This window comes from Bradyrhizobium sp. USDA 4506, assembly GCF_054058795.1.
Genome location: NZ_JBSSBM010000002.1, coordinates 4,901,552 through 4,918,637 on the forward strand (window position 1 = coordinate 4,901,552; position 17,086 = coordinate 4,918,637).

Annotated in this window: 14 protein-coding genes; 3 read left to right on the forward strand and 11 right to left on the reverse strand. The window is 65.7% G+C overall.

Annotated features, from left to right (window positions below):
• From ACVIHF_RS25445 to ACVIHF_RS25470, 6 genes are all read right to left on the reverse strand, one after another.
• The gene (locus ACVIHF_RS25445) at window positions 1-1,116 is read right to left on the reverse strand and encodes an ABC transporter ATP-binding protein (RefSeq protein WP_375166746.1); all 1,116 of its coding nucleotides are present in this window, start codon (window positions 1,114-1,116) and stop codon (window positions 1-3) included.
• 12 nt (window positions 1,117-1,128) lie between these two features.
• A complete protein-coding gene (locus tag ACVIHF_RS25450; RefSeq protein ID WP_310881860.1) occupies window positions 1,129-2,232 on the reverse strand; it encodes an ABC transporter ATP-binding protein in 1,104 nt (367 codons plus the stop codon).
• Window positions 2,233-2,236: 4 nt separating this feature from the next.
• Window positions 2,237-3,094 (reverse strand): carbohydrate ABC transporter permease, encoded by an 858-nt coding sequence (locus tag ACVIHF_RS25455; RefSeq protein ID WP_018273209.1) that lies wholly within the window; start codon window positions 3,092-3,094, stop codon window positions 2,237-2,239.
• Between the two features lie 14 nt (window positions 3,095-3,108).
• On the reverse strand, window positions 3,109-4,038 hold the full coding sequence (locus ACVIHF_RS25460; RefSeq protein WP_210262648.1) for a carbohydrate ABC transporter permease: 930 nt from the start codon (window positions 4,036-4,038) through the stop codon (window positions 3,109-3,111).
• Between the two features lie 117 nt (window positions 4,039-4,155).
• Window positions 4,156-5,595 carry an extracellular solute-binding protein gene (locus ACVIHF_RS25465; RefSeq protein WP_016846935.1) on the reverse strand — a complete coding sequence of 480 codons (1,440 nt, stop codon included), beginning with the start codon at window positions 5,593-5,595 and terminating at the stop codon, window positions 4,156-4,158.
• 28 nt (window positions 5,596-5,623) lie between these two features.
• A complete protein-coding gene (locus ACVIHF_RS25470; RefSeq protein ID WP_310881861.1) occupies window positions 5,624-6,640 on the reverse strand; it encodes a sugar-binding transcriptional regulator in 1,017 nt (338 codons plus the stop codon).
• A gap of 134 nt (window positions 6,641-6,774) precedes the next feature.
• On the opposite strand from ACVIHF_RS25470, the gene ACVIHF_RS25475 reads away from it, so the two are divergent.
• The 3 genes from ACVIHF_RS25475 to ACVIHF_RS25485 are packed head-to-tail and all read left to right on the forward strand — an operon-like array spanning window position 6,775 to window position 9,961.
• Window positions 6,775-8,055, forward strand: coding sequence for an FGGY-family carbohydrate kinase (locus tag ACVIHF_RS25475; protein WP_456792702.1), 1,281 nt, complete (start codon window positions 6,775-6,777; stop codon window positions 8,053-8,055).
• Window positions 8,052-8,921 carry a TIGR01459 family HAD-type hydrolase gene (locus ACVIHF_RS25480; protein WP_456792703.1) on the forward strand — a complete coding sequence of 290 codons (870 nt, stop codon included), beginning with the start codon at window positions 8,052-8,054 and terminating at the stop codon, window positions 8,919-8,921. Before ACVIHF_RS25475 ends, ACVIHF_RS25480 begins: the two co-directional genes overlap by 4 nt.
• Window positions 8,922-8,932: 11 nt before the next feature.
• The gene (locus ACVIHF_RS25485) at window positions 8,933-9,961 is read left to right on the forward strand and encodes a class II aldolase/adducin family protein (RefSeq protein WP_456792704.1); all 1,029 of its coding nucleotides are present in this window, start codon (window positions 8,933-8,935) and stop codon (window positions 9,959-9,961) included.
• Window positions 9,962-9,989: 28 nt separating this feature from the next.
• Here ACVIHF_RS25485 and ilvA read toward each other — a convergent pair whose 3' ends face one another.
• From ilvA to ACVIHF_RS25510, 5 genes are all read right to left on the reverse strand, one after another.
• Entirely contained in the window at window positions 9,990-11,537 is a 1,548-nt protein-coding gene (gene ilvA / locus ACVIHF_RS25490) for a threonine ammonia-lyase, biosynthetic (RefSeq protein WP_310881865.1), read from the reverse strand.
• A gap of 375 nt (window positions 11,538-11,912) precedes the next feature.
• Window positions 11,913-13,103, reverse strand: coding sequence for a M24 family metallopeptidase (locus tag ACVIHF_RS25495; RefSeq protein ID WP_456792705.1), 1,191 nt, complete (start codon window positions 13,101-13,103; stop codon window positions 11,913-11,915).
• Between the two features lie 18 nt (window positions 13,104-13,121).
• Window positions 13,122-14,540, reverse strand: coding sequence for an MFS transporter (locus ACVIHF_RS25500; RefSeq protein ID WP_310881867.1), 1,419 nt, complete (start codon window positions 14,538-14,540; stop codon window positions 13,122-13,124).
• An 18-nt stretch (window positions 14,541-14,558) separates the two neighbouring features.
• Entirely contained in the window at window positions 14,559-15,350 is a 792-nt protein-coding gene (locus tag ACVIHF_RS25505; RefSeq protein WP_310881868.1) for an alpha/beta fold hydrolase, read from the reverse strand.
• A gap of 11 nt (window positions 15,351-15,361) precedes the next feature.
• A complete protein-coding gene (locus ACVIHF_RS25510) occupies window positions 15,362-16,981 on the reverse strand; it encodes an FAD-dependent monooxygenase (protein WP_310881869.1) in 1,620 nt (539 codons plus the stop codon).
• Window positions 16,982-17,086: the final 105 nt, after the last annotated feature.

A 17,086-nucleotide genomic window follows, 5' to 3' on the forward strand; every position in this document is an offset into this window, starting at 1 on the left:
TCACGCTCCCTCCGCATGACGAATGCAGGTCCCGTCCCCGCCGAAGATGTGCAGGTGACGCGACTCCAGCGTGAACGAGATGATCTCTCCCGGCCGCGCGGCGACGAGGCCCGGCGTCACCGCGATCAGCATGCGGCCGCCGCAATCGCCGGCGACATGCGATTGATCGCCGAGCCACTGATTGGAGACGACCTTGACCCTGACGTCACCGGTCCCGACCACGATCTTCTGCGGACGAATGCCGATCCGCACCTGCGGCGTGGCCGCGAGCGTCTTCGCCGCCTCAACGTCGAGTCCGGCGCCGGCGATATCGAAACGCATGTCGGTTCCGACCGACAGGCGGAAGCCGCCATCCGACCGCGTCACCTCCGCCTCGAGCAGGTTCATCGGCGGCTCGCCGATGAAGCTTGCAACGAACAGATTGGCGGGCCGGCCCTTCAGCTCCTTCTCGCTGGCGAACTGCTGCAGCACGCCGCCTTCCATGACAGCGATGCGGTCGGCCAGCGCGCTCGCTTCGGTCTGGTCGTGGGTGACGAAGATCGCGGTCATGCCGCGCTCGGCAAGCAGGCTCTTGATCCGGCCGCGCAGCACCGCGCGCAGCTGCGGTTCGAGCTGCCCCATCGGCTCATCGAGCAGATAGAGATCGGCGTCGCGCACCAGCGCCCGCGCCAGCGACACGCGCTGCTGCTGGCCGCCTGAGATCGCGCGCGGATAGCTGTCGAGAATGTCCTCGATCTCGACCAGGCGGGCGATCTCGTCGACGCGACGCGCCACCTCGGTTCGCGGCAACTGGGCGGATTTCAGCGCGAAGGCGATGTTCTCGCGGACCGTGAGCGGCGGATAGAGCGAGTAGCCCTCGAACGCCATCGCGACCTTGCGCCGCGCCGGCGGCAGCTCGTGGATCCGCCGCCCGCCGAGCGCGATCGACCCGGCAGAGACGTCCTCGAACCCTGCGATCATACGCAACGTCGAGGTCTTGCCGCAGCCGGACGATCCCAGCAGCGCGACGATTTCGCCCTTCTCGACCGCCATGTCGAGCGCGCGCACCGCATGCACCGGCTCCTTGCCGCGGCTGCGATAGACCTTGTCGATGCCTCGAAGCTCGAGCATGTCCATGACCATCCGCTCCTATGCCGCCTTGAGCCGGTGCGACGCCCCGATCCGCAGCCCGGTCGCGCGATCGAACAGCATCGCGGCGTCAAGCGCGAAGCGAACGAAAACGGCATCGTCAGCCGCGCCTTGCGGTGCATCCGGCGGCAGCGCCGCCAGCCATTCCGTTCCGTCGGCAAGCCGGAGCAGCAGCACCGCCTTCTCGTGCATCGGCGTGATCGCGAGAATGCGCGCCGGGACGGCGTCGTCGGTGGATGCGGACGAGACCGCGAGATCCTCGGGCCGGACGCCTAGCCAACATGCACCGGCGGGTGCTGCGCCATCGGCCGCGCCGAGCCGCATCCTGGCGCCGGCGACGTCAGCCGACAACATGCCGTGCTCCGCTACTGGCAAGACCTCCGCGAGGTTGATGGTCGGATCGCCGAACAGGCGCGCGACCGCGACCGATGCGGGTTGGGCATAGATATCGGTCGGCGTTGCGACCTGCGCGAGCCGGCCGTCGATCAAGACCGCGATGCGGTCGGCGATCGCCATCGCCTCGCGATAGTCCTGGGTGACGTAGAGCACGGCGGCAGTGCCGCGGCGCAGCAGGTTCGGCAGCTCGAGCCGCATCTCGTAGCGCAGCTTGGCGTCGACATTGCGCAGCGGATCATCCAGCAGCAGAACATCCGGATTGCCGATCAGCGCCCGCGCCAGCGCCGTGCGCTGCTTCTGTCCGTTCGACAATTCGCGCGGCGCGTGACCGAGCACGTGCTCGATCTTGAGCAGCCTGCTGATCGCGGCAACGCGGCCGGCGACATCGCCGCCGCCGCCCTTGGCGCGCAGGCCGCTTGCGATATTGTCGCGGGCGGTCATGTGCGGGAACAAGGCAAAGTTCTGGAATGCCATGCCGATCCCGCGCCGCTCGGGCGGAGCACCGACCACCGAGCGGCCGCCGACCAGGATGTCGCCGTCGTCGGGCTCGAACATGCCCGCGATCATGCGCAGCAGCACGGTCTTGCCGCTGCCGGACGGTCCGAACACCGCCACGATCTCGCCTGGCTCGACCGCCAGCGACAATCCGTCGGCGGGCCGTGCCGCACCGAATGCCTTGCTCACCGAATTGATCTCGAGACGCGCCATCGGATCAGCCTTTCACCGCGCCGAGCGAGAGACCCTCGACCAGATAGCGCTGGGCATAGAGCGCAAGCAACAGGGTCGGCGTCACCGACAGCACGATCGCCGCCGCGATCTGGCCGTACTGGATACCGGACGCGGTGACGAAGGCGAGCGCGCCGACCGTCACCGGCTGCTTGTCCGCGGAGGCCAGGATCAGCGCGAAGACGAAATTGTTCCAGCAGAAGATGAACGACAGCAGTCCCGCCGCGGCGATCCCTGGTCCTGCCAGCGGCACCGCGATTCTCGTGAAGGCCTCGCGCCAGGAATGCCCGGCCAGTCGGTAGGCATGCTCGATATCAGGGCTGATATCCTCGAAATAGCCGCGCACGATCCACAGGATCAGCGGCAGCGCGATCAACTGATAGACCCAGACGATCCCGAAGTAGGTGTCGTTCAGTCCGAGCTCCTGATAGTACAGCGACAGCGGCAGCAGCACGAGCAGCGGCGGCGCAAAGCGGAACGACAGCAGCGTGAAGGCGATGCTCTCGCCGAGGCGGAATTTGAAGCGCGCAAAGGCATAGGCCGCCGGGACGCCGAGCAGCAGCGCCAGCAGCACCGCCGCGCTCGACAGCACGACGCTGTTGAAGAGGTTGCGCATGAAGGAGATCTGCAGATTGCCCGCCGCGGTGCGCAGCTGGCCGGAGATCAACGCCTCGTAATTCGCAAGCGTCGGCTCAAACAGGATCCGCGGCGGGATCCGCAGGATCTGCTCGTTGGTCTGGAACGACATCAGGAAGATCCAGACGATCGGAAACATGAAGAAAATCAGGATCAGCGTGAGCGCCACACCGCGGAAGATGCGACCAGCAAGGCTGGAATGTTCCATCGCGCCCCTCCCCGTCACGCGTGGCCGTGCGCACGCGCGCGCAGCCGCAGCCAGTTCTTGATGAAGATGTTCGACAGGATGTTGGTGATGAGCCAGAGGATCATCAACAGCGCCGCCGATCTGCCGACATTGGTGTACTGGAAGAATTCCAGATAGGCCTGCACCTGGAATACCATCAGCCGGTCACCCGGCCCGCCCTGCGTCATCGCATAGATGATGTCGAACTGCTGGATCGAATCGAGCAGCCGGAACAGCGACGCCGTGATGATGTAGGGCGCCAGCATCGGCAGCGTGATGCGGAAGAACACGAAGCTCGCCGGCACGCCGTCGAGTGCCGCGGCTTCGAACGGCTGCCGCGGCAGCGAGCGCAGCCCCGCCAGCAGCAGGATCATGATGAACGGCGTGTAGACCCAGACATCGACCAGCACGACCGTGAACAGCGCACTCGATGGATCGGAGGCCCATTTGAAATCGGTGACGCCGAACAGGCCGACCAGATAGGACAGGATGCCGAAGCTCGGATTGGTCATCAGCTTCCACATCAGCGCGGCGATCGCCGGCGCCGTCATCAGCGGCAGCAGCAGCATGATCGACACTGCGTTGTGGAAGCGGGTCGGCCGGCGCAGCAGCAGCGCGATGCCAAGACCGAGCAGCAGCTCGAGCACGACCGTGACCACAGTATAGGTGATCGAGACGCGGAAAGTATTCCAGAACGCCGGGTCGGACAGGAAGTCGATGTAGTTTCCGGCGCCGATGAAGCCGCGCAGATGAGGCAGGTTCAGCCGGTAGCGCTGCAGCGAGTAGACCGCCGCGGTCACGAACGGAACCAGGATCGCCACGCAGACGAGCAGCGCCGGCAGGCTAAGCAGATAGGGCAAGAGGCGCACGCGCGGCCTTGGTTTGGCCGGCGCCGCCTGCGCGTTCGTCTGGAGGAGTTGGACCATGCTCATGATGATAAGAGATCGCGTTCGGCTGGCAAACGCCGCCGGCTCGGATGGGACAAGGGTCCGAGCCGGCGGATGGGTGCGGTGCGGGGGATCAGGCACCGCACAGTTGATCCGTCAGCCGAGACCGGCCTGCTTGAGCTGGCGGTTGATGCTGTCGGCGAGCTTGTCGAGCCCCTCGTCGACGCTGACCTCCTTGGCCACCATCTTCTGCAGCGAGGCGGCCCATTCCGTCGTCAGGTCGAAGAACAGCGGCTGCGCCGTGAAGTAGATCTTGGCGCCGGGCGACGACATGTCGTGCTGCTCGAGATAGCCGGGATAGGATTTCGCGATGCGGTCGCGGAATTCGCTGTCCTTCCACACCGACGCGCGAACCGGATTGACGAAGTCCATCTTGCGCGCCCCGAACAGGTCGTGCTCGACGGATGCCGCCCACTGCATGAACAGCCAGGCTGCCTCCTTCTGCTTGGAGAAGCTCGACATCGCGAGCGACCAGATCCAGACGTTCGGGGTCGGCGCCTTGGCGGCCGGATTGGCCGCGAACGGCGCGTAGCCGAGATGCCCCTTCTCCTTGTTGTCGCCGCCGTTCATGAAATAGCCGAGGATGTCGGCGTCGAAGATCATGCCCGAGGCGCCGGCGCCGAGATCGGTGCCGACCTGATACCAGGTGTAGGTTGACCAGTTCTTCGGGCCCGAGGTCTGGATCATCTTGACCCATTTGTCGTGGAAATCCTTCGAGGCCTTGGTGTTCATCGCGGCCTTCAGCTTGCCGCCCTCCATCACGAAATCCTTCTGGCCGAAGTTCGAATAGGCCGACAGGAAGCCGGGATGGATGGTCGCCCAGGAGCGCGAGCCGCGCACGCCGACGCCGTAGGGACCGCCGGCGTCCTTGGTGATCTTGGCCGCGACCTCCAGCATCTCGTCGAGGTTCTTCGGCGGTTTGACGCCGACCTTGTCGAAGACGTTGCGGTTGTAGGTGATGTTGTTGAGCTCATAGCCCCAGGGGATGCACCACTGCTTGGCCTTGCCCGAGCCAAGCTCGGAGCCGGCGACGCCGTCCCACGCGGTCGAGGCGCGCAGGCCCGGCAGCACGTCGTCCCAGGCAAAGGCCGGATTGGTCTTGGCGGGATCCTTGATGTAGGTGTTGAGGTCCTCGATCCAGCCTGCCGGACCATAGGTCCAGGTCATGTAGGCGCCGGTCATGAAGGCATCGTACTGATCCGACTTCGACGACAGCGCCGCCGTCACCTTGTCGAAATAGACGTCCTCCGGGAAGATGTCGTAGGTGACGTTCATGCCGGTGAGCGACTTGAACGCCTCGATGTCGCCGATCATCGCGTCGACATAGGGGTGCTTGTTGAGCAGCAGCTTGACGCTCTTGCCGCTCTGGGCCTTCCAGTTGAAGTCGGCGGCCATCGCCTTCGACATCGAGGAGGCGAAGGCGGCGTTGGCGGCGATGCCCGCGATGCCGAGCTTGGCGGCGCCGTCGAGGAGATCGCGGCGGCTGATGCGTTTGGCAGCGTAGGAGTCGAACAGATTCTTCTCGCGATCGAACATGTATTTCCTCTCCTTGTTGACGCTTGTTTTATGTGTCCTTCCGGGTCTTGCTTCTTGTCTTGCCGGATGTGGTCTCCGGCTTGTCGGTGGCGAGCGCCTTTGCGGTCGCTTCGTCGATGATGAGGCCGTGCAGAACGCCGCTGCGCAGCACGCCGCGCAGCGCGGTCACCTTGGCCGGCCCGCCGGCGATGGCGACGATCCGGTGCTTCCTGAGGTCGGGCATGCTCATGGAGGTAGCGCGGGCCGACAGATCGGTGTCCAGCACCGTTCCGTCGGCGCTGAAGAAATGCCCGAGCAGGTCGGCGCAGGCGCCGACACGCTTCAGTTCGACGACCTCGTCGGGCTTGATCATGCCGCTCGACACCAGGAAGCCGTCACGGCTGACCTGGCCGATGCCGACGAACAGCAGCGAGGCCTTGCGCGCCAGCGCGAAAACGTCGGCGATGCCGAATTGCTGCATCAGCACGGCGCGGTCGGCGACCGAATTGGCGAACACCGGCACCGGCAGCAGATAGGCTTCCGCGCCGGTGCGCTCGGCGAGCTTGTGAATCACGTCGAACGGATTGGCGGCAAATTTCCGCGTCAGTCCGCCGAGCAGCGACACGAACTGCGCGTCGCGCGCCGGCGTCTGCGGCATCTGCTCCACGACCGCCGCGAGCGTGCGGCCATGGCCGAAGCCGATCACCTTGTCCTGGCCGCGCTCGAGTGTCTGGCGCAGGAAACTCGCGCCTTCCAGCGCCAGCGCCTTCAGCGGCAGATCGCCCTCGCCGAGATCAGGCGCGACGCGGCAGAACGAGAGGCCGAAGCGCTGCGCGAGATCGTTCTCGAGCGCGACGCATTCGGCGACCGGCCCCTCGACGAACACGCGGATCATGCCCTCGCGGCTGGCGCGTGCGATCAGGCGATGCGCCTTGGTGCTCTGGATGTTGAGGCGGTCGGCGACCTCCGACTGGGTGAGCCCCGCCGCGAAATACAGCCACGCTGCGCGCGTCGCGAGCGACGCCTCGCCGTCGATCACCGGCAGCCTGTCGGGCGGGGGTGCCATATCAGGAAAAGTCCGCTTGCAAATTTCTTCACGTCCTGCAAAAAATTGCAGAGGCCGAACGGGGCGTCAATCCCCCAAACGTGCTGCAGCGCAACCAATGTCGACGCGCGCGCACCAAAGAGCGTTGAGGTCGCATGGGAGGTTTGTATCTCGGCATTGATGTCGGAACCGGCGGCGTGCGCGCCTGTGCCATCGACCCGCAGGCCGGCATCCGCGGCTTCGCGTCCGTCGCGCTGCCCGCACCGCGCGTCGACGGCAACGCCATCGACCAGACACCGGAGCTGTGGTGGCAGGCCGCGACGGCGGCCATCCGCAAGCTCGGCGGGAGCGTCGCTCTCGGCGACGTCACGCGCATCGTCGTCGACGGCACATCGGGCACGCTGCTGCTGGTCGACGCCGCCGGCCGCCCCTGCTCGCCCGGGCTGATGTACAATGATGCACGCGCCACGCGTGAGGCGACGCGCGTCGCGGCGGTCGCTCCGCGCGAGAGCGGCGCGCATGGCGCGAGCAGCGCGCTCGCCAAGCTGCTCTACCTGCTGAGCCATGACTATATCGGCGATGCGCGCCACGCCGTTCACCAGGCGGACTGGATCGCCGGCCGGCTCGCGAGCCATCACGGCATCAGCGACGAGAACAACACGCTGAAGCTCGGCTACGACCCGGTCGCGCGCGCCTGGCCGTCCTGGCTCGACCAGCTCGGCGTGCGAGACGATCTGCTGCCCGAAGTGCTGGTGCCGGGCACGCCATTCGCCGAGATCGATCCGCAGATCGCGCGGTCGCTGGGACTGCCGCCCACGGCGCAGGTCGCCGCCGGCACCACCGATGGCGTTGCGGCCTTCATCGCAACGCGCGCCGACCAGCCTGGCGATGCCGTCACCTCGCTCGGCACCACGCTGGTGGTGAAGCAGCTTACGACCCAGCCGATCTTCGCGGCCGATCAGGGCGTCTATTCGCACCGGCTCGGCGAACGCTGGCTTGCCGGCGGCGCCTCGAACTCCGGCGGCGCCGCGCTGCTGGTGCATTTCACCGCCGCCGAGATGGAGCTGCTGACACCGCAGCTGACGCCGCACCAGCCGACCGGGCTCGACTACTATCCGCTGCCAAAGCCCGGCGAACGCTTTCCGATCGCCGATCCGGCGCTCGCCGCGCGGGTCACGCCGCGTCCGGCGGAGGATTGCCGCTTCTTCCAGGGGCTGCTCGAGGGCATCGCCTCGGTGGAAGCCCTCGCCTACCGTCAGCTGGCGCGGCTCGGTGCGCCGCGCCTGCGCCGCGTCATCGGCATCGGCGGCGGCGCGAAGAACGACGCATGGACCAGCATCCGGCATCGCGTTCTCGGCGTTCCCGTCTCGGTCGCCGAGCAGACCGAAGCAAGCTACGGCGCCGCGCTGCTCGCGCTGAACGGAGGCCCGCCATGAAGGCCGATGCGACCGCGATCGCCGGCCTTCACGCCATTGCCGACCGCTTCGATCATGTGCTGCTCGACCAGTGGGGCACGCTGCATGAGGGGCTGGCGGTGTTCCCCGCGGCGCTGGAGTGCGTGACGCGGCTGCGCGAAGCCGGCAAGCGGATCCTGATCCTGTCGAATTCCGGCAAGCGCGCCGGCAGCAACCAGCGGCGGCTCGCGACGCTCGGCCTGCCGCCCGACGCCTATGACGGCGTGCTGTCCTCGGGCGAGGTCACCTGGCGCGGCCTGCATGCGCGCGAGCAGGCTCCCTTTGCCGAGCTCGGACGCGCCTGCTTCCTGATCTCGCGCGACGGTGACCGCTCGATCGTCGACGGCACCGACCTAGTGGTGGTCTCCAACATGCGCGAGGCCGATTTCATCCTGCTCGGCGGTCTCGACGATGACGCGGCCGAGCCCGAGCGATGGCGTGAGCCGCTGGCAACCGCTGCCGCACGCCAACTGCCGATGCTGTGCGCCAATCCCGATCTCGTGATGTTCGGGGTCGCGGGGCTGATCCCCGCGCCGGGCGCGCTCGCCGCATTCTATCATTCGCTCGGCGGCACCGTGCTGTTCGTCGGCAAACCGCATCCGCCGATGTTTGCCGCCGCGCTCGATCAATTGGGGCATCCGCCGCCGGAACGGATCCTCGTCATCGGCGACTCCCTCGATCACGATATCGCCGGTGGACGCATCGCCGGCATGTTGACCCTGCTGATCGGCTCCGGCGCCCACCGCGCGACGCTTGCGCAGGCGAGCGATCTGCCGCGGGCGATCAAGACCGTGGCCGGCACCGCGGCGCGGATGCCGCACTGGACGATGGACCATCTGACCTGGTGAGAACAGCCCCGATGCGACCGCCTCAAATGCTGGATGAACTGCGCCGCATGTCGGCACGGGTCGGCAGGAATATCCTGCTGGTGCAAGGCGCCGGCGGCAATTCGTCGGTCAAGGATGGCGACGTGCTGTGGGTGAAGGCGTCGGGGACCTGGCTCGCCGATGCCGAGGACAAGGAGATTTTCGTGCCGGTCGCGTTGTCGGCCGCGCGCGCGGCGCTGATGCATGGCGACGAACGCGTGCCGCTGGCGCCGAACGCCGGGACGACGCTGCGCGCCTCGATCGAGACCTCGCTGCATGCGCTGATGCCGCAGCGGATCGTGCTGCACGTCCATTCCGTCAACACCATCGCATGGGCGGTGCGCACCGACGCCCGCGACGAATTTGCCCGGCGCCTGGACGGACTGGCGTGGCGTTACCTCGACTATCATCACCCGGGATTGCCGCTCGCGCGCGCCGTCAGCGACGCGATCGCCGATGATGCTGTCGACGTCCTGATCCTCGGCAATCACGGCCTGGTGGTCGGTGCGGCCAGCTGCGACGCCGCCGAAGCTTTGGTCGCCGAGGTCGAGCAACGTCTCGCCCTCGAGCAGCGCAGCGCACCGGCGGCAGATCATGACGCGCTCCGCACGATCTGCGCCGGCACCAACTATCGCCTGCCGCGTGATCCTCGCGGCCACGACATTGCCACCGACCGCTACAGCCGCGCGATCGCGACCAGCGGCTCGTTGTATCCTGATCACGTCGTCTTCCTTGGCCCGGGCCTGCCGGTCCTGGACCATCGCGAGAAGCTGAGCGCCATGATCGCGCAGACCACCGCGAACGGACTGCCGCCGCCGGTTGCCCTCCTCGTCCCCGACCTCGGCAGCCTTATCCGCGAGGATGCGAGCGACGGCGCGGAAGCCATGCTGAGCTGTCTCGCATTGGTCACCTGCCGCCTGCCCCTGACCGCACGGGTCAATTATCTGACCGCAGAGAACGAGCATGCGCTGCTGAATTGGGACGCCGAGCGCTATCGCCAGCAACTGACGGCCGATCGCTGACCGTTGGTCGAGGGAAGCGCTAGGCACTTCATCCCTTCTCGGCGGAGAGAAACAGGCGATAGGCCGGATTTTCGCTCTCGTTCCAGTAGGGATAGCCGAGCGCATCCAGCGCCTGAACGAACCGGGCGCGCTCGTGAGGCTTGACCTCGATCCCCGCCAGGATGCGTCCGTAGTCGGCGCCGTGATTGCGATAGTGGAACAGCGAAATATTCCAGTCGGGCGCCAGGCTCTCGAGGAATTTCAGCAACGCGCCGGGACGCTCCGGAAATTCGAAGCGGTAGATGACCTCGTCCTTGAGCAGCGGAGCGCGACCGCCCACCATGTAGCGCACATGGTCCTTGGCCATCTCGTTCTCGCTCAGATCGAGGATCGGATAGCCTTCGCGCCGAAGCAGCTCCATGACTTCCCGCTTCTCGACCTCGCCGCGGCTCAGCGCGATGCCGACGAACAGTTGCGCCGGCGCGGTGGTCTCGGCAAAGCGGTAGTTGAACTCCGTGATCGCGCGCGAGCCGAGGATGCGGATGAAGTGCCGATAGCTGCCCGGCTTCTCCGGCACGGTCACGGCAAGCAGCGCCTCGCGATGTTCGCCGACCTCGGCGCGGTCGGCAATGGTGCGCAGCCGGTCGAAATTCAGATTGGCCCCGCTGTTGACGGCAATCAGGCTTCCGTCGCTGAGCGCGCCGCGCTCGGCGTAGGCCTTGAGGCCGGCGAGCGCCAATGCACCGGACGGTTCGGCAACCGATCGCACGTCGTCGAAGATGTCCTTGATGGCGGCACACATGGCATCGGTGTCCACCGTGACGACCTCGTCGAGCAGGTCGCGGCAGAGCCGGAAGGTCTCGGTTCCCACCTTGCGGACCGCGACGCCGTCGGCGAACAGTCCGACCTGATCCAGCGCGACGACGTTGCCCTTGGCGAGCGCGGCCGCCATCGACGCGGCGTCCGCCGGCTCGACGCCGACGACCTTGATCGACGGGCTGAGGAATTTCACGAAAGCGGCCACGCCGGCCGCCAGCCCGCCGCCGCCGATCGGCACGAAGATCGCCTCGATCGGATCGGGATGCTGGCGCAGGATCTCCATCCCGACCGTGCCCTGGCCGGCGATCACATCGGGATCGTCGAACGGATGCACAAAGGTCAAGCCACGCGCAGCCTCGATCTCCCTGGCCTTGGTTTGCGCGTCGTCGAACGTATCGCCATGCAGGACAACATCACCGCCCAAACGCCGGACGGCCTCGACCTTGATAGCGGGCGTCGTCCTCGGCATCACGATCGTCGCCGGAATGCCGAGCTTGCGCGCCGACAGCGCGACGCCCTGGGCATGATTGCCCGCCGACGCGCAGATCACGCCCAGCCTGCGCTGCGCGTCCGGCAGCCTGACGATCTTGTTGTAGGCACCGCGAAGCTTGAACGAGAAGATCGGCTGGAAGTCTTCCCGCTTCAGCAACACCGTGCGCGACAATCGTTCGGAGAGCCGCGGCATCGGGTCGAGCGGCGTCTCGACCGCCACGTCGTAGACCCGGGCGGTCAGGATGCTTTGGGCGTAGTCGCGGAGCGCGTTGGCGGCAGCGGTCATCAGGTCGCTTCTGTCGATGGGGAGGCAATCCATATCGGTTGCACCTGCCCATCGTCGGCGCCGACCTGGCGAGCAGACGACACGGAGCCGCCGCTACATCCAGATCGAAGCATCGCATGGCCGAAGGCTCGCGTGAAGCCAAGACCGCCGGATCAATCGCCTGGCAGAACGCATATGAAGTCATCTGGGCCGTCGCAGGCGGGCGTTGCCAAAATATCGAAAACAACCCCATGCAAAGGAGCCGGCGGCGGCCGGCGTCGACCGGACAAACTTGACACGTCGGGCAACTCAGGGATATATTTCTAATATTCCGAACTTGACCCCCGCAGCTGAATCGGTGCCCCAGCCAAAAATGCCGCCGTGGCGTTGACCGCTTCACGCCATGAGACGCGATGAATTCCATTCCCTGCCATGGTCACCGGGCGCTTCCCAGTCCGATTCGGAGACGATCAGGGTGTCCTCGAGCTTGATGTAGCCACGCGTTGGATGCAGCAGTGCGGTCTCGATCGAGATCACCATTCCGCGTTCGAGCGGCCGGTCGGCGTCGTACGGCGCGTAAGGAACCGGGCCGTTCGCGGTCAGGCGCGGCGCTTCGTGACTGACGAGCCCAATGCCGTGTGCGGTGAAGTCGAGCACGGCGCGATGCGGCGAGGCTTTGACGGCCGCCTCGCCCGCCGCGATGATGTCGCCACCCATGGCGCCCGGCCGGATCGCGCGCCGGGCCAACTGCTGGACGTTCTCGATTTCCTGTAGCAACTCGCGCAGCTCGCTGTCGGGTTCACCCAGGATGCCCATGCGGCTGAGGTCACCGATGTAGCCCCGGTAGTTTCCGCCGGAATCGATCGAGATCACGTCGCCTTGCACGAGACGCTGGCTGGAAGGCGCGCGGTTATGGCTCTTGCCCGCGGCAATCAGGCAATATTCGAAGACCAGATCGCGCTCCTGCTCCTCGCGGCGCAGACGGGCGACGACGTCGTTCTTGGTCATGCCCGGCGCGCAGCCACTGAAGGTGGCCATCATCGCATCAACGACCCGTTCGGAAGCCTCTCTGATGAGGTCCAGTTCGGCGGGAGACTTTACGGCACGCAGACGTTCCAGCGAGAAATGGGCCTCGCGGAATTCGACGTCGCCAAGGCCGGCATACAGATGATCCCTGGCGTCGGCCGGCAGGAAGCCAGCCTCGATGCCGACGCGCCTGGCCGAGCCCGCGAGCTTCTTCACATGATCAATCGCGAGGCCGATCGCATCGATCGTTCCCCACGCCTCCGCCTTGACAACCGGCGTCCATATCCGTCCGAGCGCGTGCTCGAACTTTTCCATGCGGTTGCCGATGTAGGCGGAATTTTCCGGGTGTGCTTTCTGATAGACGAACACCGGCAGATAGCGGCTCGTGCCAATCGCCTCCATGACGTCGAAGAAGAAGAAACGATATCCACCGAGCAGATACTGCACATTGTGACGCGAGGTGACGATCAGGACATCGAGCCCCGCTTCATCCATCAGCCGATCGAGCTTTGCAGTATCGAACGGCGCCGCCGCTGCGATCGTGTCGAAAGCGTTGTCCATGGTATGACCTTTCGTCTTTCACTGTCCCGCTGCCGGTTTTGCGGCCAGCGATTTCGGTGCGGCGCTCGCGCCCGCGTTCTCGCCAAACAGAACCACCGGGCGCCCGTGCGGCTCGACGCCGAGGAACGTAAAGGCAAGGCCGATCAGGAGGCCCGCGCCGGCAAGAAAGCAGAACGCCGGCAACACCGCCGCAGCGGTCGCACTTGGATGCACGAGATTGTCAGCACCGGCGATCAATGCGAGACACAGGGGACCTACGATCTTGCCGATCCCATTCGAGAGCTGGGCAAGGCCGACTGCGCGTCCCGAGAGCTGAACCGGGAAGATTTCCGCCGGATAGGGTCCGATGTTCGAAAATCCGCCATCGAAGAACACGGCGCCGACGATCAGGAAGACCAGGAACAGCGGCACCGAGCCGGCAAAGTCGTTGTGAAAATAGGCGGCGAGAGCCAGCGACACCGCGGTGCCATAGCCCATCAACTGGCCACAGGGCTTGCGGCCGATCCGATGGGCGAGGAAGGCGAAGCCGGTCCGGCCGAGCACGCCGGCGAGGCTGACATAGATGAACATCTTTGCCGCATCCTGGGGCGCGACGCCGAGCAGCAGCGCCGCGATCGTCGGCCCCCACAGGAACACGCCGTAATTTGCCGTGCTGGCGCCGAACCAGATCAGGACTGTCAGCCAGAAGCGCCGCTGCTCGGCAAAGAGATCGGCAAATGTCGCCGGGCTCGCCGGCGGCAGCGTAGGCAGCACGAAGGACTCGGCACCGACCCGGTAGAGTTTCCGGATGCTCGCCTGCGCCTCGCGCACGCGGCCCTTGCTGATCAACCAGCGCGGCGATTCCGGCATGACGATCATGGTCAGAATTCCGAGGAGGATCGGCAAGAAGCCGACCGCCGCCAATCCGCGCCAGCCGACCAGCGGCAGCAGGAAGCTCGCCGTCACCGACGCCGACAGCACGCCAAAGGCGACCGGGACGACCACGAGACTCGTGACCAGCGTGCGATGGCGGGTCGGTGCGAATTCGACGATAGCAGGAACCGCCGCCGCAGCTCCAGCGGCAAGGCCGAAGCCGACGAAGAAGCGCAGGATCGCAAACGCAACCCAGCCGTCTTCCGGAATGAACGCGATCGCGCCCGAGGTCAGGCCGCAAATCATAACGCCTGATATCGCCAGCGGCTTGCGTCCGAAGCGATCCGCGAGGATGCCCGCGACGAAGGCGCCCAGCATCGCCCCGATGCCGGCGCTCATCAGCATGATCGAGGTCTGCCCGAACGTCAGGTGCCATTTCGGCGCCAGCACCGAGACCAGAAATCCGACCACAAAGAAATCGAAGAAATCGACCACGCCGGTGACGGCGAAGATGATGATCGATAGCCAATAGCGCGTCGTTACCGGCGCTTCGTCGAACGGCACCGCACTCGTTTGCTCCGCCATGGTCTCCCCCTGTTGTTGTCAAGCCGCCTTCTTGTTTGAATTCAGAAATGCCGTCACCGCCTCCGCCACCCGCTCGGGGGCCTGGATCGACGCGACATGGCCGACGCCTGCGATGGTCCTCGTCTCGACGCGCGCAAGATCGCGGGCGAGCGCAAATGTTTCGACATTCGGGATCAGCCGGTCATCACTGCCCGCCAGCAAGAGCGTCGGGCGATCGAAGCCGGTCAGATCGGCGGCGACAGGCTGCGCAAGCAAGGCGCCGCGGCGCGCCTTCTGTCCCTCGTCGCGGCTCGAGCCACGGAAGATCTCGATCAGCTCAGGCCGCGTGCGCAGGTATGCCGGCGGAAAGAAGAATTCGGAAATCTTCGACGCATTGGCGATGGTATCCGCGCGCCAGGAAGCGAGCTTGCGGAACACATCCGCATTGACGTCGAGTGGACTTCTGTTGACCTTCCAGGTGCTGCTCAGGATCAGGCGGTCGATGCGATCGGGATGACGGGCCGCCAGCACCTGCGCGATCTGCCCACCCAGCGAGGTTCCGAAGACATGGGCACGATCGTAACCGAGCCCTCCGACCAAGGCCGCGGCGTCGTCGGCCAAATCGGCCAGCGAATAGGACGACGGAGGGTTTCGGGTGGCACCGGAGTCGCGCTGATCATAGGCGATCACCGTGAAGTTCGCCGCAAGGACAGGCGCAAGGCCGTCGAACATCGCATGATCGGCCTCGCCGCCATGCAGCAGCACGATCGGCTCGCCGCGCCCGGTTTTCTCAAACGCCGTGACGACGCCGTTGGACTCGAACGATTGCATCGGGGTCCCCGCTAATGCAGCAGCGTTGAAAGCGCGCCGGCCAATTCCTTCGCCGGATCCGACGGCAGCCACGGCATTCGCCAGGCCACATGTCCATCGGGGCGCACCAGCACAGCGCCGCGCATGCCCAGTTGGAATCCGTCCGCCGGATCGGCCGACGGCAACTGCTTCAGCGACAGCGGCAAGGCTGTCTTCTCCGACACCTGCTTCCCCGCCTCCAGCCACTCGCTGCCGAGCGGCCCCGTGACGATGGTGAACTCTTTGTCGAACCAGTCGAGCGTCGATTTCTTGCGCGAAGGCTCGAGCCAAATGTGCGGAAATCGCGCGCCGGGACGATCCGTCGGCGTGTAGTAGCGGGAGTTCAACGCCTTCGCGACGGTGCCATCGGGGATCACCGCGCCCTCCTCGTAATTGTGGCCGAGGTTCTGCCCGATGCTATGCAAATGATTGTCCATGTCGTTGATCCAGAACCTGATCCGGTCCGGATTGCGCGATCGCACGGCATCGTCGGTCAGCCCAAATCGCAATCTGTTGCCGTAGCTGAAATTGGCATTGGATTGCGCGATCGGACGTCGCTCGCTGGAATAGCTGTCGAGCAGCTTTTCGTCCGCAAGGCCCTTCAGCACGAAGGCCAGCTTCCAGGCGAGGTTATGCGCGTCCTGAACGCCGGAGTTCAGGCCGAAGCCGCCGGTGGGCGGAAAGCGATGCGCGCAGTCGCCGACCAGAAACACCCGGCCCTTTCGAAAGGTCTCGGCCACCTGCATGCTGACCCGCCAGATCGAGCGGTTCAAAAGCGTGACATCGAGATCGGGAATGCCGACATGGCCGCGCGCGATCTCGATGAACTCCTGGTCGGTCCAAGGCCGTTCGCGATCGTCCTTGCTCAGGCCGATTTGCGTCACGGTCAGCCAGCGATCCCGACCATTGGTGTTCAGGATGCCGGCGCGCGGCAGGTCGGGCTTGTCCGGGACGATGATGAAACCGGCGGCCTCGCGCGCGATCGACAGCCGCGACAGATCGGCACGCCAATACTCGTTCGACATCACCGCCAGCGTCGAGGGCCCGACCATCTCGATCCCGGCGCTGCGCCGCGTCTGGCTCCCGGCGCCATCGGCTGCGATCAAATATGTCGCCGTCCACTGCGTCACTTCGCCGGTCTTTTCGCAACGTGTCGCGACGTTGACCCCGCTGTTGGTCTCCTCGAACGATTCACAGGCCGTGTTGAACAGGACCGTGGCGTGTTTGGACTTTTCGACCACCCGCAGAATTTCCTCCTCGACGGCGTCCTGGGCGACCAGGCTCTTCCAGGCGGGGGTATGCCCGACATTCGGTTCGGGACGGGTGCGGCCGAACTCGTGGCCCGCGATGCTGTCGAGGAACACGAACATGTCGGAATTGTCCTGCAGGCCGCGGTCGCGGATCGCCTGCTCGATCCCCCACTGCCGGAAGATCTCCATGGTGCGGACCCAGCAGCCGCGCGACTTGGGATGATCCGTCGTCGTCGGGCTCTTCTCGACCACCACGCAGTCGATGCCGAAGCGATCGAGCAGCAGCGACATCGCAAGGCCGACCGGCCCGCCGCCGGCAATAAATACGGACGTCTGGCGTGCCTCATCGGTGGCGATGCCCATCCTCGTCTCTCCTCCGTTTGATCGTTGCGAGGAGACTGCGCCTTTTTTGGTATCTCACAAGAATATGTTTGATATGGTAACCATCTCGATTTGAGATGGAGGCCC

Bases quoted from the DNA above. Each gene is read 5' to 3' on its own strand.
- ACVIHF_RS25500 (WP_310881867.1), bottom strand. From the start codon at position 14,540: ATGGCGGAGCAAACGAGTGCGGTGCCGTTCGACGAAGCGCCGGTAACG.
- ACVIHF_RS25505 (WP_310881868.1), bottom strand. From the start codon at position 15,350: ATGCAATCGTTCGAGTCCAACGGCGTCGTCACGGCGTTTGAGAAAACC.
- ACVIHF_RS25480 (WP_456792703.1), top strand. From the start codon at position 8,052: ATGAAGGCCGATGCGACCGCGATCGCCGGCCTTCACGCCATTGCCGAC.
- ACVIHF_RS25445 (WP_375166746.1), bottom strand. From the start codon at position 1,116: ATGGACATGCTCGAGCTTCGAGGCATCGACAAGGTCTATCGCAGCCGC.
- ACVIHF_RS25485 (WP_456792704.1), top strand. From the start codon at position 8,933: ATGCGACCGCCTCAAATGCTGGATGAACTGCGCCGCATGTCGGCACGG.
- ACVIHF_RS25475 (WP_456792702.1), top strand. From the start codon at position 6,775: ATGGGAGGTTTGTATCTCGGCATTGATGTCGGAACCGGCGGCGTGCGC.
- ilvA (WP_310881865.1), bottom strand. From the start codon at position 11,537: ATGACCGCTGCCGCCAACGCGCTCCGCGACTACGCCCAAAGCATCCTG.
- ACVIHF_RS25455 (WP_018273209.1), bottom strand. From the start codon at position 3,094: ATGGAACATTCCAGCCTTGCTGGTCGCATCTTCCGCGGTGTGGCGCTC.
- ACVIHF_RS25465 (WP_016846935.1), bottom strand. From the start codon at position 5,595: ATGTTCGATCGCGAGAAGAATCTGTTCGACTCCTACGCTGCCAAACGC.
- ACVIHF_RS25510 (WP_310881869.1), bottom strand. From the start codon at position 16,981: ATGGGCATCGCCACCGATGAGGCACGCCAGACGTCCGTATTTATTGCC.
- ACVIHF_RS25460 (WP_210262648.1), bottom strand. From the start codon at position 4,038: ATGGTCCAACTCCTCCAGACGAACGCGCAGGCGGCGCCGGCCAAACCA.
- ACVIHF_RS25470 (WP_310881861.1), bottom strand. From the start codon at position 6,640: ATGGCACCCCCGCCCGACAGGCTGCCGGTGATCGACGGCGAGGCGTCG.
- ACVIHF_RS25450 (WP_310881860.1), bottom strand. From the start codon at position 2,232: ATGGCGCGTCTCGAGATCAATTCGGTGAGCAAGGCATTCGGTGCGGCA.
- ACVIHF_RS25495 (WP_456792705.1), bottom strand. From the start codon at position 13,103: ATGGACAACGCTTTCGACACGATCGCAGCGGCGGCGCCGTTCGATACT.